The following is a 19,638-nucleotide window of genomic DNA, read 5'->3' as shown; positions in this document are numbered from 1 at the left end:
CCGTACCGGCAAACAACCGCCCTACACATTTTACCTCAAGATTTTGAGGGTTTCGTTAAATAGAAGCTCTCCTTTGGCCATTGAGCTAACGATAGCGCCTTGATCCAAAACAATTGCACGATCACAAATCCGTGCTTCACGCTGAATATGCGTTGCTATCAACAAGGTACGGTTTTTCGCCTGTTCATTAAGACGGGAGAGGACATCCTGAGCCGTTGCCTGATCAAGCCCTTCGGTCGGCTCATCAAGCAGCCATAAAGGGGCATCGGTCAGGAATAGGCGAGCAAGTGCAAGGCGTCGCGCCTGACCGCCGGAAAGCCCAAGCCCACCCTCACCTAAAAAAGTATCCAGACCATCGGCCTGACTTTTCATGAAGTCGCCAAGTCCGGCAGCTTCCAATGCGGCACTGAGTTCCGCATCTGTTGCATCCGATTTTGCAAGCTTGAGATTATTGCGCAGACTGTCCTTGAACAATTCGGTGCGTTGCGTCAGTAGACGGACTGGCACAACGGCAACACGACCGCTCTTGGCAGCAATTTCACCTGCCAACACGTTGAAGAGTGTTGATTTACCGGCCCCGCTCGTGCCGATTATTGCAACCCGTTCACCTGATTTGATAGTAAGATCAATCGCATTAAGCGCATTGGCGGTTGATCCGTCATGGCTGACCGTAACGCGCTTGAGTTCAACCGCGTCTCCCGGAGAAGGTAATGGAAGCGTTGGGAGCGTGTCGGATGCTTCAAGTGCGGGGCCGACGCGACGCGCAGCAAGTATCGTGCGGCCCAGTTCCATTGCTCCACGACGCAGTGCGCTAAATGGTTCCATCGCGCCAAGGATGATCAGAACCCCAAGTGCTGCAACCGGCGCATTGATCAGACCAGCCTGCATCAGCAAACCAACGCCAATCAATCCACCCGCCAGAAGGCCAGCATGCAAAATGCCAAGTCCCGTTCCTGCGGAAATTTCAATGCGATTAAGAACAAGATCGCTCGTTGCGATATAGCTATCGGCACGCATGACGCTTGAATTCTGGTTATCCATGCGGCTGGCCATGATGAGTTCAATCTGACCTGCAACCAGATCAATGGTTCTTGCACGCAAAGCTTCGGTACCTTTTGCACGCTGCCGCATCGGCTTTTCTGAGCGTTTAGACGCAATGAGTGGCAGGCCGAGCCCTACAACAAGCAGCGTCAAAGCAATTATCAGCCCAAAAAGCGGATGCATAAGCCCAAGCGACAAACCGGCAACAAGGGCTGTTGCAAGAGCGGCACCCGCTGGCACCAGCACTCGCAGATAAAGTGAATCAAGCGCATCAATATCAGCAGTCAAACGAAATAAAAGTCGTGCTGGCCGTTTTAACAGAGCACTGGCGGCGGCTGGACGCGCCCAGCTTCTGAACAGCTTTTCACGCAGCGCTGCGAGAATAGCCAAAGTGGCTTCATGCGTGACAAGCCGCTCCAGATAGCGTGTTCCGGTACGAAGGATCGCAAAAAAGCGGATGCCTGCCGCTGGCATGAAGACATCAAAGACTATCGCGGTTGAAACACTCAATCCCGCGATTGCAGTGGCCGTGATAAACCAACCTGATAATCCAAGCAGCGCAATGCCTGCAAGAACAGTCAGGGTTGCAGATAAGACGCCCGCATAAAGAAGTTTGCCATTGGTCTTGAAAAACAGACGCAAAATGGGCCGGAGTGACTGAAAACCATTCATTCCGCAGCCCTCTTCTCAACGAGTTGTGAACCGCAACTCATATTGTCTAGCCGAACAATGCGATCCATACGGTTTGCAAGTTTCTCGTCATGGGTGGAAATAATAAGCGTCTTACCCTTTGCAAGCTTTATCAAGCTATCAGCGATGCGATCCGCTGTTTCATGGTCGAGGTGCGCGGTTGGCTCATCGGCAAGGATTATGTCGGCCTGCTGGTCGACGGCGATACGCGCAAGCGCTAGTCTGAGCGCTTCGCCACCAGAAAGGCCAGCGCCATTTTCGCCAATCACACCTGATCCGGTAACACCTGTAACGTGGCTCAGTGCCATCTGCTCGATAATTGCAGTTGCCTTTTTCACATCCAGATCTCGGCCCAAGGTGATATTCTGTCGGGCGCTGCCAGCAAAAATATGCGGCTTCTGCCCGACCCAGCGCATTCGAGTGCGAAGAGTTTCGGCGGTTTCATCGCTGAGAGGAACACCACCTATCCTGATTTCGCCTCGCTGCGGGGCTGCAAGCCCTGCAATCAGCGCCAGCAACGTCGATTTGCCGTAACCGCTCGGCGCGAGAAATGCGATATGTTCACCCGGCTCAATATCCAGATTGAAATGGCCGAAAACCTCAGGCCCAGTTAAATAGTGAAAACCCACATCGCGGAACATCAGCGACGGCTCGGTCCCGACGGTCTTGACAGATTTGATACCGCCGACAATGGGCATGTCATGCTTTGCAAGTTCTTCCAAAGCGTCAATGGCTGCTTCACCAGAAGCGCGGTCATGCCAGACGGCTGAAAGATCGCGCAAAGGCTCAAAAAACGCTGGTGAAAGCAGGAGAATAAACAGGCCTTCTGCAAGAGTAAGCTTGTGGCCCCATGCTCCAAAGTTCAGCGGACCAAGCAGATGAAAGCCGATATAGACCGCCACCATGGCAACGCCAATGGCAGCAAAAAGCTCAAGAACCGCGGAAGACAGAAACGCGATGCGCAAAACGATCATTGTTTTCTTGCGCAAAGTCTCGGCATTGTTGCGTAGCCTGTTGGCGGTCATATCAACCGCATGAAAGCTGCGGATTGTTGCAAGACCGCGTAGGCGATCAAGCAGAAAGCCGTTCATATCTCCAAGTGCAACGAGTTGCTTTTCACTGGCAGCTTTCGCACGCCAGCCAATTAGCGCCATAAAAATCGGGATCAGCGGAGCTGCAACCAGCAGAACAAGGGCCGCAGCCCATGAGAACCACAAAACTGCAAAGAATATTGCAAAAGGCACCAGCATCACGCGAATGCGCACAGGCACAAAGCGCGACATGTATGGCACGACCATTTCGGCCTGCTCTGCCAGAATGCTCGCAGCCTCACCGGACGATGGTCGGGCTGTGTCAAGCGGAGAGCGTTGTGATAAGGCGAATACCGCCTTTTCTCTTAAGGCTGTCAGCTCTGAACGTGCTGCATCAAAGGCTTGGCTTGCGCCACGCGCGTCAAGCAGGCTTCTAAGACAGCCAAGAACAAACAAGCCCGCAGCAAGATAGTAAATTGTTGCGTCAAAGCCGATGCTGGCAAGGTGACCTACGCCATATGCAAGAAGTGCTGCCTGTGGTAGCCACAATAGCGCCGCCACAGCCTGAAGCCTTGCCCCCTTTTTTAAGAGAGACGGAACGACACGACGGCGCAAACGGCGTTTATCGCCTGCTGTTTGACCATCCTTTTGTGCCACTTCGTCCGTTCTGGGGGCAACGGCTGTCACTCGCGTTTAGGCTCCTTTTTGGCCGCTGTTCTACCGCGTCCCAGAGCCACGATCCTGTCGGTGGTCTCAAGAAAACGCGTAACCTTGGCACCAAGCGCCAGAAGGCTCGTTAATCGGTCAGTATCCAGCTTCTTGACGTCATCATACCAATTGGTGAGACGCTCAATTAGCGCATACATGTCCTTCATGCGCTCTTGCGCAAAGCGATCATTATCATCTTGCGGCTGCTCCATAAGCACTTCACGCAGCACCGAAAGCGTTGGATCAATTTCGCGTTTTTTACGTTCTTCAGCCAAAGTACGCAAAATCACCCACACATCGCCGGGCGTCGTAAAAAAGTCGCGTCGATCACCCGGTATGTGCTTGAGCAGCACAAGATTCCAACCCTGCAACTCACGAATGCCCATCGAGACATTAGACCGTGAAACGCCAAGTGCATCTACAATATCATCAGCACAAAGAGGCTCCGATGAAAGATAGAGCAATGCATAAATCTGCCCAACCGTGCGGTTAATACCCCACCGGCTGCCCATCTCTCCAAAGTGGAGCACAAACGACTGAACAATTGGCGATAATTCCAAGCTCTCTCTCCCGTAAATTCTGAAATTTCAGAAATTACTGAAATCCAGATAATTCAAATTGCCTGAACCTTCAATCCGCAAACCCACATGCATGCGCACATAGACAATTGGCCGCAGCCCTCAGCACTCCTCCAAATGCCTCGAGCTAATGCTTCCAACCGCTATTTTTGGTCGGAAGATGAAGGAAGCTCTTTGCTGTCCTGCGTCTGATCCCTATGAATCACCGCACGGCTCAGCAACATGAGCGTTACCGGAGTTGTGATGACCACAAAAACCGTAATCAACACTTCATGCAGAATCGGCTTGGATTGCAAGATGGAGAAAAACATGATGGAAGCGATCAAGATTCCACCTGCGCCGAACGAAGAACCAATTGTCGGAGCATGAATGCGTTCATAAAAACTTTTGAAGCGAACCAATCCGATGCAACCGACGAGCGTCAGGAAGGCACCGCCAACAAGAAAAAATGAAATAATGATAGCAGCCCAGACAGGCAGATCAGCAGCTCCGATCATTCGATCACCTCCCCCCGCATCAGGAATTTTGCCAGTGCGACGGTTGCAACAAAGCCGAGCAGCGAAATGATAAGCGCTGCTTCAAAATAGATGACACTTCCAGTGCGCATACCAAATGTGATCAGCAGTAAAAGCGCATTGAGATAAAGAGCATCTGTTGCCAGCACGCGGTCTTGAGCACGCGGCCCGATGAGCAGGCGATAAATCACACACCCCATCGCGGCGATCAGCATGATTTGGGCTGCCAGCAGTGACCAGAAAAGAATAACTGCGCTCATGCCGATTGCTCCTCTTTCACCACATCCCTTGCACCAAATATCCGAATAAGCGGTTGCTCATAGCGCTGCTTGATCCGTGCGCGCCAACTTTTTGCATCTTCAAGATCGAGAACATGGATTGTCAGCGCTTTACGCGCGACGTTGTAATCGACCCATGCCGTTCCCGGAGCTGCCGTAATGATACAAGAAAGTACCGCCAAGGCTGTCCGGTTCTCTAGTTCCAAAGGTATTACCACAAAGCCGGGATGATGCGCTTTCTTCGGCGACAGGATCAATCTAACAACTGATAAATTCGATGCCAGAATATCGATGGTGACTGCTCCAAACAACCATACCATCGTTGGAAATGAACGCAGGTGGTTCTTCTGCGGCTGCAGAGCCGTCATCGCGTAACAGGCAAGAAGCGAGATCACGATACCCAATATCAATTGCGCACGTGTAAATCCGCTCAACAACAACCAGAACAGAACGAGAGATACGAAAAGAAGCGGAAAAGGCAGTATTTTCTTCATTTTACCTCCACCGTTTCTCCGCCCACGCGAGGCGCCTTCAACACACTATTGATGTAATCTTTTGGATTATGCAGCGAACGTGCTGTTGCATCCATATATTGCATGGCTGGACCAGCTGCGATTGTCAGCGCCAGACATACAGCCAGAAGCCCCGCAATCGGCACCACTTCGCGGACCAGAACACGCGGAACATTGCCTTCTAGTGACGCCCAGAATGTGCGAATGCCAGTACGCGTCATAGCAATCAGTGCCGAAAGACCAGACAGAAGAATAAGTGCGATCAATACCCAGCTTGCAGGGCTGACCGGCATGGCAAGTGTTGGTGCTGCACCCTCGCCATTAAAAATAGCGGCAAGAATGAGGAACTTGGCGATAAAGCCGGAGAATGGCGGCAAACCAATCAACAAGATTGCAACGACGGCAAAACACGTACCAAGAATGGCAAGAGTTGCAGGCAGAACGACGCCGACTTCCTCCTCCTCTTCTTCTTCCTCATCGTCACCATAGGCTTCCACAGTAACGGCGAGCACGTTTGCGGCCGCATCCTGGCCACGCTCAATGAGTTCAATCAGCAGGAAGAAAGCCGCAATCGTCAGTGTCGAACTCACCATATAAAAGAGTGCAGCACCCGTCATAGCCATGCTGCCGCTGCCGATAGCTGCAAGCAGCGTGCCCGATGACACCAGAATACTGTAGCTCGCAAGACGCCCCATTGCCTGCGAGGCCACCACGCCGATCAGGCCGAAGGCCAGCGTGACCATGCCGCCATAATAGAGCCAGTCATTGCCAAAACCGTAGGATTCACCAGCACCAATGCCAAACATCAGCGGCGATAAACGTAACAATACGTAAATGCCGACCTTACTCATAATCGCAAAGATAGCAGCGATAGGAGCCGCTGCCGCCGTATAAGCGGGAACAAGCCAGAAATTGAGCGGCCACATGCCGGCCTTCACCAGAAAGGCAACAGCAAGAACAGCAGCTCCCGCCTCAAGCAACATGCGATCTTCAGCTGCAACCTGCGAAATCTTCTGCGCAAGATCCGCCATGTTAAGCGTGCCCGTCACACCGTATATCAGGCTCACACCGATAAGAAACAGCGACGATGCCACCAGATTGACGGCGATATAATGCATACCTGCCTTCACGCGGGCAGGCCCGGAACCGTGCAGCGCCAGACCGTAAGATGCCGCCAGCATGACTTCGAAGAAGACGAACAGGTTAAAAAGGTCGCCCGTTAGAAACGCGCCATTCAGGCCCATCAGCAGAAGCTGGAAAATCGTATGGAAATTCGGGCTGGCCTTATGCCAGTGTGCCAGTGCAAAGCTCAATGCGGCCAGCGCAAGAACACTGGTCAGAACCAACATAAGCGCCGAAAGTCTGTCCAGAACCAGTACGATGCCAAAAGGTGCTGGCCAGTTGCCGATCAGATAGACATCGGCGGCAGGAGCTTTTTCGCTCGCAACGCCCAAAAGCGTAAACGCAATATAGATTAACACGATAATGGAGATCGTATTGATCGCCATCTTCAGCTTGCGCTTGCGTTCATCGAACATCAACAATAGTGCTGCTGTGACAAGTGGCAGGAGAATAGGCGCGACGAGGAGGTGTGTTTTCCAATCCATCATCATTTCTCCTTGCCGTCAACGTGGTCGGTGCGGGTCATACCCCGTGATACGAGCAACACGACAAGGAAAAGCGCAGTCATTGCAAAGCCGATAACGATCGCAGTTAATACAAGTGCCTGTGGTACAGGGTCGGTATATTGCGCGGCCTGCACATTGATGCCTGAATCAAGCACAGGCGGCGCATTGGTGCGCAAACGGCCCATCGAGAAGATGAACAGATTGACCGCATAAGAGACGAGCGCCAGACCAATGGCGACCTGAAATGTGCGTGGACGCAGGATGAGCCACACACCCGATGACATCAAAACACCGATTGCTATAGCGAGAACGAGTTCCATCAGTTCTCCTCCTTCGCAGCGGCAAGTTTTTCGACGCGATGTTTACGGATGGACTGATGCCCCAGAGCAATCAACATCAAAACCGTGGCACCCACCACCAGAGCAAATACGCCAATATCAAACAGAAGCGCACTTGCGACAGGCATTTTTCCTACATGAGGAATGTCTGCATATTGGAAATAGGAGGTCAGGAACGGATAACCAAATATCCATGCACCCGCACCTGTTGCTGCTGCGATCAATAGACCAAAGCCAATCCAGCGTACCGGCAAGATACGCAGATGATCTTCAACCCAACGCGTACCAGCCGCTAGATATTGCAGAATGAACGCAATCGCTAAAGTGATACCGGCCGCAAAACCACCACCCGGCAGATCATGGCCACGTAGAATCAGATGAATTGCGAGCACTATAATAACGGGGAACAACCACTTCATCACCACAGATGGAACAGCCAGATAATCGTTCAGGGTTTCACCCTTTTCGCGATCTTCCATCGCCTCATCATAGGCGTCCTGAATCTTTTGCTGGGCCGTTGATCCGGTACTGTCAGATGCTGGACGGAAACGACGCAGCAACGCAAAGACGACAAGGCCCACAATTCCGAGAACGGCAATTTCACCAAACGTATCGAATGCTCGAAAATCGACCAGAGTGACATTTACGACATTTTTACCGCCGCCGCCCGAATAGGCATTTTGCAGGAAGTAATCGCCGATGCTTTCGGGTGATGGACGCGTCATCATAGCGTAAGAGATGATGAACACACCAACGCCAGCACCGATCGCGAGGGCGAAATCGCGATAGCGGCGAATTCTCGGTCCAAATTTTACAGGAATTGGATCTGGATCTTCCCAGCGCTTGGGTAGCCAGCGCAGGCCGAGCAACAGCAGAACAGTCGTCACGATCTCCACGAGCAACTGTGTTACCGCAAGATCGGGAGCTGAAAGCCAGACAAAGGTGATGCAGGTAATAAGCCCCGCGCCTCCGAGCAATATCAAAGCCGCAAGACGATGGTATTTTGCCTGATACGCAGCGCCAATCGCGCAGGCACCACCCAAAATCCAAAGACCGGCAAAGATCGGATCGACAGGCTGCACGCCCAGCATTCCGGCATGAATACCGTCTTCAAAGAGTGGCCAAGCTGCTGCGACAATAGCAAACACAACGACAAGACGAAGCTGGGGCTGAAGCCTGCGCGTGCTTAATAGATTTTCAGCCTTACGCGCCCAGTTCCAAGATACTGTGACAAGCACACGCTCGAAAATACGCTGACCTTGCAGATGACGGAAGAAGGGTGGCCCGTCTTCACTCGTCGCCAGATAATTCTTGAGCGCCCAGAAGAGAATGACACCACCAATCATTGCAACGATACTCATCATCAGCGGCAAATTAAACCCGTGCCAGACCGAGAGACTATATTGCGGTGTCGCATCACCTAACACTGAGACCACTGCGGCATGCAGGAAAGAACCGATAGCGATATTCGGAATGATGCCGATCAGCAGGCAAAGCAGAACCAGCAGCTCAATTGGACGACGCATCCAATGCGGCGGTTCGTGCGGCGCTTTTGGTAGGTCGTGTGGCGGTGGGCCAAAGAAGGTCGAATAGATAAAGCGCACAGAATAAGCGACCGTGAATATACCCGCAAGCGTTGCAATATAAGGCGTAACGGTATCTAGCGCCGATGCCATATGCGTTTCAACAGCTTCGGCAAAGAACATTTCTTTGGACAAGAATCCATTGAGCAGCGGCACACCAGCCATAGAAGCGCTCGCAACCATGGCAAGTGTTGCCGTATAGGGCATTGCACGCGCCAGCCCGCTCAGCTTACGCATGTCGCGCGTGCCGGTTTCATGGTCGATAATGCCCGCTGCCATAAACAACGATGCTTTGAAAATCGCATGATTAACCATGTGGAAAATGGCTGCAACCGCCGCAAGCGGACTTCCAAGGCTCAACAGCGCTGTGACGAGCCCGAGATTGCTGATCGTGGAATAGGCGAGCAAACCTTTAAGGTCTTGCTGAAACACCGCAAAGAAACTGCCAATCAGCAGAGTCGTCAGCCCTGCAAGGCCAAGAATCCAGAACCATTCCTCAGTGCCCGCAAAGACCGGCCAAAGACGCGCTAGCAGGAATACACCTGCTTTGACCATTGTCGCCGAATGCAGGTATGCCGAAACGGGCGTGGGCGCCGCCATCGCATTGGGCAACCAGAAATGAAACGGAAACTGCGCTGACTTGGTGAATGCGGCCATCAGAATGAGGACAAGCGTCACCGTATAAAGCGGATGGGTACGAACGACGTTGCCCGCTTCGAGTACCTTATCGAGATCATAACTGCCGACGATGTGGCCAAGCAGCAGAACGCCCGCCAGCAAGCAGAAACCGCCAATACCCGTAACAGTCAAGGCCATACGTGCACCATCACGCGCACTGGCATTATGATACCAGTAGCCGATGAGCAGGAAGGAGAAAATGCTGGTCAGTTCCCAGAATACCGCGAGCAGCACGATATTGCCTGATAGTACGACACCCAGCATCGACCCCATGAAGGATAGCAGGAACGAGAAAAAACGCGGGACCGGATCGTCCGGCGACATATAATAGCGCGCGTAAATGACGACCAGAAGTCCAATTCCGGTGATCAGCATGGCAAAAAGCCATGCGAAACCATCCATGCGGAATGTTACATTGAGACCGTAATTCGGCAGCCAGTCAATCGACCCGCGGACAACGCCACCATTTGCCACGATAGGATAGAGGCTAGCTGTAATGACGAATGCAACAAGCGCGATTGCAGCCGTGAACCATGCAGATCCACTGCGATCAACACCCCGAAACAGACCTGTTATAGCGCTGCCAAGAAATGGAAGAAGGACCAGCAAAAAGAGCATCCTGCCGTCCATCGTCATGCGCCACTGGCCTCCATTCCGCAATCAAGGTTGATCCGAAGCAGGCACTGCTCATGAGAAAAGCAACAGGAACGCTCCGGTGAGTTGTCGAGAGGAATCAAATATTCCGATGTCTTTATTATGACCGGCTAGCGCTTATTATGGCAATAGCTTTCAAGGACTTATCGCGTAATTTTGAATCATTTTATTCCGCGAATGCCCGACAAACCCGCCTTGTTCGCGCCGGTTTTCGACTCAACAACTTTTTATCGGACATATTGACGCGTAATTCTTGCAGCTGAATGACAAATAATACCAACGGCGCAAATTAATTAAAAAAGCGAATCCTAATCATCTAAAAGAATTTTTGCGAGTTTTTCGGTTTGAACCCGAATATCGGGCACTGCGGTAACTTCCCAGAAGATTCCCTTCGTAACCGGACCTATAGCGAAGATTGATCCGGAAGGTTCGCCGCGCGCATTCAACACTTGCAAATCAGGTGTCACATCCAGACCGAGGTCAAGCGCATCCGGCTTTGCCAAACCAATTTCCATAAGATCAATAAGTGCCGGATTCCGCGTTGTTGAGAAACGGGAGCTACCGCCACGACAATCAATGATTGATTGCACGTCCAACTCATGAAGTCCCTCGCCGCGCCTGTTGCGGTAGCGAATTACGATTTGTTCGCCTTTGCTCTTCACCGAAGTTAAATGCCCGGCGGTGATCGTAAGTTGCCCTGATTTCTCAGTGGCCTTGATACGATCATAGATTGCCGGTGCCATACGATGGCGATGCACATCCCACCATGGCCGCAGGTGACGCAAAAAGCTCTCACGCTGTCTCAACGGCAATCCACTCCAGATCGCTTTTGTGTGAGGGCGCAATCCATCAATCACGCTGCGCCAGCTTTTGCCTGCACTCTCCTGCTGATCGATCAGTTTTCGAACTATACGCAGAAGCACAGGCAATCCATCCGCAATCGGCAGTTGATCTGCTTCTATTGTCAACGGATCTGAAGGTTCATGCCGTGCAGGGAGCAGACCGCGGCGTGAAATCGCATGAATTCTACCCTTATGACCTCTATCCAGCAGCGAAATGACACTGTCCACCATAGATAGGCCGGTACCTAATATTGCTACGGAATGCTCGCACGGGATTTCGAAATAGCCGTTACTGGACCAATATTCCGCCACAAAATCTGCTGACGTCGAGATTGCTGCCTCGTTGCCCGTTGCAACGATAATGGCATCGGCAACGAAGTCTTGTGCCGTAGAGCTGGTTACTTTTGGCCGCAAACCTTCAAAGGCAACGCTTATAACGTCTGCAGATTCGATAAAAAGACGCGGGCTTTCACTCGCCAGGTAGGGTTTAAGCAAATCATTGAGGTAAAGCCGATAGAGACAACGCGGCGCAAAGGATTGAGGCTGCCAACCACCGATCTTTCCAGCTTCGGAGTTGGTCTGAAGCCAGTTTAAAAAATGGTTAGGGTCATCGGGAAAAGCGCTCATATTGCTGGCGCGGACATTGAGAAGGTGGTTGGGGTTGAGCGTCGAGTAGGCAATGCCTGCCCCGATATTCCCTGAGCGTTCAAATATGCGGACTGTGGTTTCCGACGATCTTTTAAGCAATTGCGCGGCTATGAGAACACCACTCGCACCGCCACCTATGATAATAAATGACTTCAAACTTTTGTTACCTCATCGCCTATTGTCGTTCGCAAACTTCGCGGTCGGGTTCTGCATTTTCTCAGGGGCTCAAATTCCTATAAATTTTGTCAGATTCTTATGGAAACAAAAGGGAAAAACTGTAGTTTTCACGATGTTTAGCACACGAAGATGAAACAGTGGTGCGGGAAATGTTTCATCTGTTGACAGTGTGTTTCGAAAACACGGACTGGCTTCTTGTTCGAAAATCACAATATCTTGGATGAGTTCTCCCAATCGCTGCATTAAGTTTGCAGCGCAGAATCGCTGCAAAAACAGGATAATGACGATGAACAACAGCTATATCGCCGCTCTTAAGAAGCGTCGTACACAATATGCACTTGGCAAGAACCTCCCAATCTCCCAGGATGCAACCGCCGAACTGATCCGCGAAGCAATCAAGCATTCGCCATCTTCTTTCAATTCGCAGAGTTCACGTGCAGTCATCCTTTTCGGTGCTGAAAGCGATAAGCTCTGGAACCTCGTTAAAGAAGAACTTCGCAAGATCGTTCCTGCCGAGGCATTTTCCGATACAGAAGCCAAGATTAACAGCTTTGCCGCAGGTGCCGGCACTGTTCTGTTCTTTGAAGATCAGAACGTTGTTAAGGGCCTTCAGGAAAACTTTGCGCTCTACGCAGATAATTTCCCTGTCTGGTCGGAACAGGCTGGCGGCATGGCTCAGCTTTCGGTCTGGTCTGCACTTGCCAATGAAAACATCGGTGCAAGTCTCCAGCATTATAACCCGCTGATCGATGCAGAAGTTGCCAAGGTTTTTGGCGTTCCTTCGTCGTGGAAGCTGCGCGCACAGATGCCATTCGGCTCCAACGAACAGGGCTTTGGCGATAAGGCATTCATGGACGATGCCGAACGCTTCAAAGTCTTCGGATAACCAAGTCAATGAAAAACGGCTGGAATTTCCAGCCGTTTTTTATTTATCAAAACTGAACGGCGGGAGCTGCTCCAGAGCGGCCTTCAATGCTTCAGACCAACTTTCTGAAACTGTCAAATAATACGGATCCGTCGCTTCAAAGCGCCGGTGTTCACCCAACGCTAAGCTATCTGTTTCATAAATTTGCATATCCAGCGGCAATCCTACGGACAGATTGGCTTTGAGCGTTGAGTCAAATGAAACCAGCAGCAGTTTCACTGCCTCCTCAAAGCTCATCGCTTCGTGATAGGCGCGAACCAGAATTGGTTTGCCATATTTGTTCTCACCAATCTGGAAAAACGGCGTGTCGACCGAGCTTTCGATGAAATTGCCTTCAGGATAGATATAGAAAAGACGCGGCTGACCGCCTTTAATCTGTCCGCCGAGAATGAATGATGCTCCGAAAGCGTCGGCACTCTGACCTCCAGTGGCCGAGTTTGTAATCACTTCTTTGACAGTATCACCGATAAGACGAGCCACCTGAAACATTGATGGAGTATCATAAATTGATGGATGCCTGTCTTCAGGTGCCTTCATGCGCTCTTCAAGCAAACTTGCAACGGCTTGTGTTGTCGCCAGATTACCTGCCGACAAAAGTACGATTACGCGCTCCCCGGGGATAGTCCAGCTTCGCATTTTGGTAAAAGTCGAGATATTGTCCAAACCAGCATTTGTCCTGGTATCGGACATGAATACAAGGCCACGATCAATCTTCATTCCAACGCAATAGGTCATGGACAATTTCCGGTAGGCGATTACAAACTAGATCAATCACTGCCCTACATTAATGTTGACTGCAAGACTTTCAATGGTTCCGCCAAGCCGTACACCTGAAATTGGTGCGGCATCGCGATAATCGAGGCCAGTTGCGATGCGCACATAGCGATCGTTGGGACATACATTGTTTGCCGCATCAAAGCCGATCCAGCCAAGACCGGTCACATGCGCTTCCGCCCATGCATGGCTTGCGGTCTGATCCTCAATACCTTCCATAAGCAAATAACCAGAAACATATCTTGCAGGAATGCCCATAAGCCGTGCGGCGGATACGAAAATATGGCTATGATCCTGACAAACGCCCTTGCCCGCCTCAAGTGCCGTTTCGGCATTGGTAAAAACGCTTGTCGTACCGGGCATATAGGCCACATCTTGATGGATGGTATTCATCAGTTCGTGCAGCAGCGCCAACCGGTCCTGTGTCTTCGAAATGCCATTTGCCAGCGCACGAATACGTTCACCGGGCATAGTCAGACTGGTTTCGCGCTCAAACAACCAAAGCGGCGCATAGCCATAAACCGGCCCCAAAACACCGACGCGGTCCTCGACTTCAACGCTACCGCTGGCAGTGATGATGATTTCACTGATATTGCGCTGGTGCTGCACCAGATCAACCTTGTTGCCAAAACCATCGATATAGGAAACTTCCGGTTCACCGCCTTCGATCTTTAGTTCCCAATGTTTGACCAATTGTCCCGGCAGCGTGGGTGGGCGCAGGCGCAAGCGCTGCACTGCATATGGGACCGGGTTTTCATAACGATAATGGGAGACGTGCTGAATATTGAGCAACAAGCGATCACCTCAATAAAAATTATAGGTTTCTGCGATCTCGTTGCCGAGCCGGTTATTACGCGCGATAAATTCGGTCAGGAATTCATGCAATCCAATATCGAAAATCGCGCCAATGTCCTGATTTTGCAGTGTCGCATAAATTTTCTCGGCTGTCTGATGACAGACGGCGCTATCGCCATAATCTTTCGCCAGATAATTCAGGTGCCCATTGATGCTCTGGTAGCAGTAATTGAGCGAACGCGGCATGCGGCCATTGAGGATCAGATAATCTGCGACATGGGCGGGGCGGTAATCACCATCATAGACCCAGCGATAGGATCTGTGCGCCGATACCGAGCGCAAAATCGATTCCCACTGATAATTATCGAGTGTGGTACCGACGTAGGAAACAGCAGGCAGGAGCACATAATATTTTACGTCGAGAATGCGGGCTGTATTGTCTGCACGTTCTATGAATGTGCCAAGACCCGCATAATCAAATATTTCATTGCGTAGCATAGTGCCATGAAAAGCACCACGAATAAGTGCTGTTTCACGCTTGATCTGATCAAGAAGCGGCGGTAGATCGGCTTCCTTTAGCGGCCTGCACAGGGATTTCTTGAGCACCATCCATGCTTCATTGACGCTTTCCCACGCTTCTCGGGTCAAAGCCGTGCGCACCATGCGCCCATTAGAACGCGCCGTTTCAATACAGGACATGACACTCGATGGATTGTCCATGTCGCGTAGCAGAAAATCAGCGACGTTTGCGGCATTATAAGCATCATATTTGCTCGAAAACGTCGCGCTGGCACCTGCCGAAACAATCACCGAGGACCACTCTTCCGGTGCGTCCGAGGTCTTTGTGAGTGCCATTCGCAATCCCGCATCGACCAGACGCGCCATGTTTTCGGCACGCTCGATATAGCGAAACATCCAGTAAAGACCATTTGCCGTACGGCCAAGAAGCATAAATATTCCCCTTCTATACGCACCAGTCTTATCGCTGGATTATCGCGTAATGCTTAGTATGCAAAATAAACTAGTCGTCGAGCACCCAGGTATCCTTGGTGCCACCGCCCTGACTGGAATTGACCACAAGTGATCCCTCTTTAAGCGCTACACGCGTCAACCCGCCGGGCGTAATGCGAATGCGATCAGAAACCAGAACAAACGGCCTGAGATCAACGTGGCGTGGCGCAAGGCCGCTTTCCGTAAAGATAGGCGTTGTCGATAGAGCTAAAGTCGGCTGCGCAATGTAATTACGCGGACGTGCTTTCAACTTGAGTGCAAACGCATCGCGCTCGGCTTTGGTTGCAGCGGGTCCAACAAGCATACCGTAACCGCCCGAACCATGCACTTCCTTGACGACGAGATCGGCCAGATTATCAAGCACGTAACTCAGACTATCAGGCTCTGAGCAGCGCCATGTAGGCACGTTTTCAAGGATTGCCTTGCGACCCGTGTAGAATTCAACGATTTCCGGCATATAGGAATAGATCGCTTTGTCATCTGCGATACCCGTACCTGGTGCATTGGCAATCGTAATGTTTCCAGCGCGATAGACATCCATGATGCCTGCAACGCCCAGCGTTGAGTCTGGCCGGAACGTAAGCGGATCAAGGAAATCGTCATCCACACGACGATAAAGCACATCGATGGCGCGATAGCCCTTGGTCGTACGCATGGCAACACGCCCATCGACAACCCGCAGATCACTGCCTTCGACCAGTTCCACGCCCATTTGATCCGCAAGAAATGCATGTTCGAAATAGGCGGAATTATAGATGCCGGGTGTGAGCACGGCGACGGTCGGCACGCCCTGCGTTCCGGGCGGTGCGACACTTGCCAGCGATTGCCGCAGCAATTGCGGATAATTCTCGACCGGGCGAACTTTTACATTCTGAAACAGCTCAGGAAAAAGCTGCATCATCGTTTCGCGGTTTTCCAGCATATAGGAGACGCCAGACGGCGTGCGGGCATTATCTTCCAGCACATAAAACTGGTTTTCCGCAGTCCGCACGATGTCGACGCCGATTATATGCGTATAGACATTGCCCGGCGGACGAAAACCAATCATCTCAGGCAAAAATGCCTCATTATTAATGATCAGATCCTTGGGGATACGCCCTGCCCGGACAATTTCTTGGCGATGATAAATATCATCGAGAAAAGCATTGAGCGCCATAACGCGCTGTTCAATGCCTTGCGAAAGCCGCCGCCATTCCTGACCGGAGATAATACGCGGAATGATGTCAAACGGGATCAACCGCTCAGCTGCGTTCTCGTCACCATAAACCGCAAAAGTGATGCCGGTCTTGCGAAAGACGCTTTCGGCATCCTGCGTTTTTTGCAGGAGTTTGTGTTGATCCTGCTGGTCGAGCCACTGCTTGAGAAATTCGTATGGTTGACGGACATTTCCGCCATGACTGAGCATCTCATCGAATGGCTTCACTTAATTCCCCTTCTTTTCGCTAATATTCAGCTTCAAATCAGGGAAATGCAAGTGTGCAAATCATGCAAAAACGCAAAGCTGCATTGCACAATCCTCTTCTATCGCCAATCTCACCCGGGCCGATGCGCTTTAACAACCGCCGGGTCTGTATCAATACGTCCTGCGCCGATAAGATCGAGACAATAAGGCACAGCCGGGAAAATTGCCTGCAAAGTCATAGCGATAGAAACCGGCTTTCCGGGCAAATTGAGGATAAAGCTCTTACCGCGGCTACCGGCAGTTTGACGCGAAAGGATCGCCGTCGGCGTCTGCTCAAGACTTGCGCGGCGCATCTGTTCTCCGAAACCTGGTAATTCCTTATGCAGAACAGCCTTCATTGCTTCTGGTGTTTCATCTCGCGGGCTTGGGCCGGTTCCGCCTGTCGTTAAAATCAAATCGCACCCGACATTGTCAGAAAGATCAACGAGCGTGTCGCGAACGGATTCCATACCATCTGGAATGACGCGTTTGACGATTTCATATGAAGAGATAATCGCGCCTTTTAACCAGGATTCAATGGCCGGACCGCTCAAATCTTGATATTCGCCGCGGCTTGCACGGTCGGAAACTGTAACGACACCGATTTTCACTATCCTATCCTTTTCATTGCGCTTTTTCTACGCTTATAGCTTTGTCATGTCAGAATGTGAAGATTTCAAAGCTAAGCCTGCTCATCGCAAAACTGGTATATCAAACACAAGTCAGAATGCTGTTGCTTTCCCATGAAATTCGAGTTTCAATCACAATATTGATGGGGGAGAACACCATGCTATTCAGTGGCATCAAATACCGAGGAACGTTCACGCCCGAGGACTTGCAATTGATGCAAGCCGCTTACAACAAGAGTTGTGTCCTGCTGGGACGCTGCCCGAAAACACACGAAGCGAAAAATGATCTCGCACGCGAGATCATAAAGACATTCGAAACGGGTGAAACAGAGCCAGATAGAATTGCTGAAATTGCAGCGCAATTGGAACTTATGCGCGCGTAGAGCGGTTACCGAATGTAAACTATCTGTATGTATGTTAGGCATCACCATTTACTAAAAATCTGTCTTTGGAACTATGGCCCATATTATGAAATTCGGTCAATCACGACCAAACCACGAATGAAACAATATGCCGTTTTCGAGAGATTATTATTTCAAGCGTTTCAAGCCCTCTGAATTGGAGCAGTTACAGGCGGCCTTTCTTGAAACGTGTCAACGTCTCGGACGCTGCCCAATAACCTCTCCTCAGAAAGACGAAATGACGCGAGAGATCATTCAGATTTATGAATGCGGGATTTCAAATCCTCAAAAAATAGCCGATCTCATGATGCAGATTGAAAGCGTAAAGCCTAAGCCTTTCGCCCAGCAGATTTTCGAACAGGATTTCGACACGGTGACAAAGAGAGCCTGACAAAAGTGAGGAAAAATCAACTTTCTGTCACAGAACAAAACCGCATGTTCTAGTTATCTTTTAAATTATTCTCTTATCATATTGTTTTTTCGACATATTTCTTCAACCTATCACAATCACACCCTTTCTATCTTTAAGGCTTTCGTAAACTTTGGATTCAGCTTTGTGCGGTAATCTTTGGTTAGCAATTAGCTTGAGGTGAGCGTTGCGGGTGTTGGTCGATGGCATTTCTGCGATCTCGTTTGGCTGCAGAGGCCTGAGTTTTGTGTAAGGGTATCATGCGTTTTTCAGTTGTGTCAGCAATTACCCTTGCCTGCACCGCTCTGGTTGGTTGCACGTCGAGTTCCGGCATTGAAAGTCTCATGCCGCAACCTTCTGCCGAACTAACCAGTTCCGTGGTGAGGCCATCGGCACCCTTAACCGAAATGGTGAGAGCGCCGCAGTCCATACCTGCCGCACCACAAGAGCAGGTGCTCGCCTGGGCAGGCCCGGTCCCTGATGCAGGGCCGTTCAAGAGCACACCTCCCGCGCCTTTAACACAGCCAGCCGAGCAGCGAGCGGCAACCCCAATTTCCATTCCAAAGCCGAAAGTAGCTGCTTATCCACCTGTGCGTCTTGCACCTGCGGAGCGATCACGTGTGTATAGCCAACGCTTCCGCGATGCAAAGCCGATCAACTTTGGGAAGGTTTCTCCGCGCAGGCATGCCGTTCATGGCGTGGACGTTTCACGCTGGCAGGGCAATATCGACTGGGCGACACTACGCAAGAACGGTGCAAACTTTGCCTATATTAAAGCAACCGATGGCGGCGATCACCTTGATCCAATGTTCAAAACGAACTGGCGCAATGCGCAGGCTGCAGGGTTAAAGCGTGGGGCGTATCACTTCTTCTACTGGTGCCGTGTCGCAAGCGAACAGGCTGCGTGGTTCATCCGAAACGTGCCAAATGATCCTGATGCATTGCCGCCTGTGATCGACGTCGAGTGGAATGGCGATTCCGCCTGCAAGAGGCGCCCTTCACCTGCCCAAGTTCGCGAAAAAATGCAGGTATTCATGGATGCACTCGAGCGCCATTATGGCAAGCGCCCGGTCATCTATACCGCGCCTGATTTTTATGACGATAATCTCAAAGGTGCATTCACCGATTATCCGTTCTGGCTGCGCGCTGTCGCACAGCACCCATCAAAAGTCTATCCAGGACGCCGTTGGGTTTTCTGGCAGTATTCTGGCTCTGGTCTGTCCCAAGGCGTCAGTGAAAAAATTGACCTGAATGTCTTCCATGGCAATGAAGATCAGTGGCATCAATGGGTCGCACGCTTTGCCAGTTCATCTTCCTAAAGTAATATAATCCCCTAACGGGGATTATTCTTT

19 protein-coding genes are annotated in these 19,638 nt (G+C 51.0%); 4 read left to right on the top strand and 15 right to left on the bottom strand.

Features of this window, described 5'->3' with window-relative positions:
- Positions 1-30: 30 nt before the first annotated feature.
- The 10 genes from cydC to CEV31_RS14940 all read right to left on the bottom strand — a co-directional run bounded on the left by cydC (position 31) and on the right by CEV31_RS14940 (position 11,880).
- On the bottom strand, positions 31-1,713 hold the full coding sequence (cydC, locus tag CEV31_RS14985) for a thiol reductant ABC exporter subunit CydC (protein ID WP_094507927.1): 1,683 nt from the start codon (positions 1,711-1,713) through the stop codon (positions 31-33).
- A complete protein-coding gene (cydD, locus tag CEV31_RS14980; protein WP_094507925.1) occupies positions 1,710-3,449 on the bottom strand; it encodes a thiol reductant ABC exporter subunit CydD in 1,740 nt (579 codons plus the stop codon). Before cydD ends, cydC begins: the two co-directional genes overlap by 4 nt.
- Positions 3,446-4,030, bottom strand: coding sequence for a GbsR/MarR family transcriptional regulator (locus CEV31_RS14975; protein WP_210190930.1), 585 nt, complete (start codon positions 4,028-4,030; stop codon positions 3,446-3,448). Before CEV31_RS14975 ends, cydD begins: the two co-directional genes overlap by 4 nt.
- A gap of 161 nt (positions 4,031-4,191) precedes the next feature.
- Positions 4,192-4,545 (bottom strand): monovalent cation/H(+) antiporter subunit G, encoded by a 354-nt coding sequence (gene mnhG, locus CEV31_RS14970; protein ID WP_094507921.1) that lies wholly within the window; start codon positions 4,543-4,545, stop codon positions 4,192-4,194.
- The gene (locus tag CEV31_RS14965; RefSeq protein ID WP_094507919.1) at positions 4,542-4,823 is read right to left on the bottom strand and encodes a K+/H+ antiporter subunit F; all 282 of its coding nucleotides are present in this window, start codon (positions 4,821-4,823) and stop codon (positions 4,542-4,544) included. Before CEV31_RS14965 ends, mnhG begins: the two co-directional genes overlap by 4 nt.
- On the bottom strand, positions 4,820-5,335 hold the full coding sequence (locus CEV31_RS14960) for a Na+/H+ antiporter subunit E (protein ID WP_094507917.1): 516 nt from the start codon (positions 5,333-5,335) through the stop codon (positions 4,820-4,822). The genes CEV31_RS14965 and CEV31_RS14960 overlap by 4 nt, the downstream gene beginning before the upstream one ends.
- Entirely contained in the window at positions 5,332-6,960 is a 1,629-nt protein-coding gene (locus CEV31_RS14955) for a monovalent cation/H+ antiporter subunit D (protein ID WP_094508569.1), read from the bottom strand. Before CEV31_RS14955 ends, CEV31_RS14960 begins: the two co-directional genes overlap by 4 nt.
- Positions 6,961-6,962: 2 nt before the next feature.
- On the bottom strand, positions 6,963-7,301 hold the full coding sequence (locus CEV31_RS14950; RefSeq protein WP_094507915.1) for a Na+/H+ antiporter subunit C: 339 nt from the start codon (positions 7,299-7,301) through the stop codon (positions 6,963-6,965).
- The gene (locus CEV31_RS14945) at positions 7,301-10,216 is read right to left on the bottom strand and encodes a monovalent cation/H+ antiporter subunit A (RefSeq protein ID WP_094507913.1); all 2,916 of its coding nucleotides are present in this window, start codon (positions 10,214-10,216) and stop codon (positions 7,301-7,303) included. The genes CEV31_RS14950 and CEV31_RS14945 overlap by 1 nt, the downstream gene beginning before the upstream one ends.
- A gap of 326 nt (positions 10,217-10,542) precedes the next feature.
- The gene (locus CEV31_RS14940) at positions 10,543-11,880 is read right to left on the bottom strand and encodes an FAD/NAD(P)-binding protein (protein WP_094507911.1); all 1,338 of its coding nucleotides are present in this window, start codon (positions 11,878-11,880) and stop codon (positions 10,543-10,545) included.
- Positions 11,881-12,187: 307 nt separating this feature from the next.
- Between CEV31_RS14940 and CEV31_RS14935 the strand changes: the two genes are divergently transcribed.
- Positions 12,188-12,787, top strand: a complete 600-nt coding sequence (locus CEV31_RS14935) for a nitroreductase family protein (RefSeq protein ID WP_094508567.1) — start codon at positions 12,188-12,190, stop codon at positions 12,785-12,787.
- Between the two features lie 39 nt (positions 12,788-12,826).
- Here the strand turns inward: CEV31_RS14935 and CEV31_RS14930 are convergent, their stop codons facing one another.
- The 5 genes from CEV31_RS14930 to mog all read right to left on the bottom strand — a co-directional run bounded on the left by CEV31_RS14930 (position 12,827) and on the right by mog (position 17,458).
- The gene (locus CEV31_RS14930) at positions 12,827-13,561 is read right to left on the bottom strand and encodes a proteasome-type protease (RefSeq protein WP_094507909.1); all 735 of its coding nucleotides are present in this window, start codon (positions 13,559-13,561) and stop codon (positions 12,827-12,829) included.
- Between the two features lie 36 nt (positions 13,562-13,597).
- Positions 13,598-14,395, bottom strand: a complete 798-nt coding sequence (locus CEV31_RS14925; RefSeq protein ID WP_094507907.1) for a transglutaminase family protein — start codon at positions 14,393-14,395, stop codon at positions 13,598-13,600.
- Positions 14,396-14,404: 9 nt separating this feature from the next.
- Positions 14,405-15,346: an alpha-E domain-containing protein gene (locus CEV31_RS14920; protein ID WP_094507905.1), complete on the bottom strand. Its 942-nt coding sequence runs from the start codon at positions 15,344-15,346 to the stop codon at positions 14,405-14,407.
- Positions 15,347-15,416: 70 nt separating this feature from the next.
- The gene (locus tag CEV31_RS14915; protein WP_094507903.1) at positions 15,417-16,829 is read right to left on the bottom strand and encodes a circularly permuted type 2 ATP-grasp protein; all 1,413 of its coding nucleotides are present in this window, start codon (positions 16,827-16,829) and stop codon (positions 15,417-15,419) included.
- 110 nt (positions 16,830-16,939) lie between these two features.
- Positions 16,940-17,458 carry a molybdopterin adenylyltransferase gene (gene mog, locus CEV31_RS14910; RefSeq protein WP_094507901.1) on the bottom strand — a complete coding sequence of 173 codons (519 nt, stop codon included), beginning with the start codon at positions 17,456-17,458 and terminating at the stop codon, positions 16,940-16,942.
- 56 nt (positions 17,459-17,514) lie between these two features.
- Here mog and CEV31_RS14905 point away from each other — a divergent pair, with 56 nt between their 5' ends.
- The 3 genes from CEV31_RS14905 (at position 17,515) to CEV31_RS14895 (ending at position 19,605) form a co-directional block, all read left to right on the top strand.
- The gene (locus CEV31_RS14905; RefSeq protein WP_235818120.1) at positions 17,515-17,859 is read left to right on the top strand and encodes a hypothetical protein; all 345 of its coding nucleotides are present in this window, start codon (positions 17,515-17,517) and stop codon (positions 17,857-17,859) included.
- 127 nt (positions 17,860-17,986) lie between these two features.
- Positions 17,987-18,268 (top strand): hypothetical protein, encoded by a 282-nt coding sequence (locus tag CEV31_RS14900; RefSeq protein ID WP_094507899.1) that lies wholly within the window; start codon positions 17,987-17,989, stop codon positions 18,266-18,268.
- 278 nt (positions 18,269-18,546) lie between these two features.
- Complete coding sequence (locus CEV31_RS14895) at positions 18,547-19,605, top strand: glycoside hydrolase family 25 protein (protein WP_094507897.1); 1,059 nt, start codon at positions 18,547-18,549, stop codon at positions 19,603-19,605.
- The last annotated feature ends 33 nt before the right edge of the window (positions 19,606-19,638 follow it).

The sequence above is a fragment of the Brucella thiophenivorans genome, assembly GCF_002252445.1.
In the GTDB taxonomy this organism is placed as follows: domain Bacteria; phylum Pseudomonadota; class Alphaproteobacteria; order Rhizobiales; family Rhizobiaceae; genus Brucella; species Brucella thiophenivorans.
Note: the sequence above shows the minus strand (reverse complement) of the source record. Positions and strands in the feature narration are given on the sequence as shown.

Coding starts and splice junctions, on each gene's coding strand:
- CEV31_RS14965 (WP_094507919.1), bottom strand. CDS start 4,823: ATGAGCGCAGTTATTCTTTTCTGGTCACTGCTGGCAGCCCAAATCATG.
- CEV31_RS14920 (WP_094507905.1), bottom strand. CDS start 15,346: ATGCTTCTTGGCCGTACGGCAAATGGTCTTTACTGGATGTTTCGCTAT.
- cydC (WP_094507927.1), bottom strand. CDS start 1,713: ATGAATGGTTTTCAGTCACTCCGGCCCATTTTGCGTCTGTTTTTCAAG.
- CEV31_RS14930 (WP_094507909.1), bottom strand. CDS start 13,561: ATGACCTATTGCGTTGGAATGAAGATTGATCGTGGCCTTGTATTCATG.
- CEV31_RS14895 (WP_094507897.1), top strand. CDS start 18,547: ATGCGTTTTTCAGTTGTGTCAGCAATTACCCTTGCCTGCACCGCTCTG.
- mnhG (WP_094507921.1), bottom strand. CDS start 4,545: ATGATCGGAGCTGCTGATCTGCCTGTCTGGGCTGCTATCATTATTTCA.
- CEV31_RS14960 (WP_094507917.1), bottom strand. CDS start 5,335: ATGAAGAAAATACTGCCTTTTCCGCTTCTTTTCGTATCTCTCGTTCTG.
- CEV31_RS14945 (WP_094507913.1), bottom strand. CDS start 10,216: ATGACGATGGACGGCAGGATGCTCTTTTTGCTGGTCCTTCTTCCATTT.
- CEV31_RS14900 (WP_094507899.1), top strand. CDS start 17,987: ATGCCGTTTTCGAGAGATTATTATTTCAAGCGTTTCAAGCCCTCTGAA.
- CEV31_RS14955 (WP_094508569.1), bottom strand. CDS start 6,960: ATGGATTGGAAAACACACCTCCTCGTCGCGCCTATTCTCCTGCCACTT.
- CEV31_RS14935 (WP_094508567.1), top strand. CDS start 12,188: ATGAACAACAGCTATATCGCCGCTCTTAAGAAGCGTCGTACACAATAT.
- CEV31_RS14950 (WP_094507915.1), bottom strand. CDS start 7,301: ATGGAACTCGTTCTCGCTATAGCAATCGGTGTTTTGATGTCATCGGGT.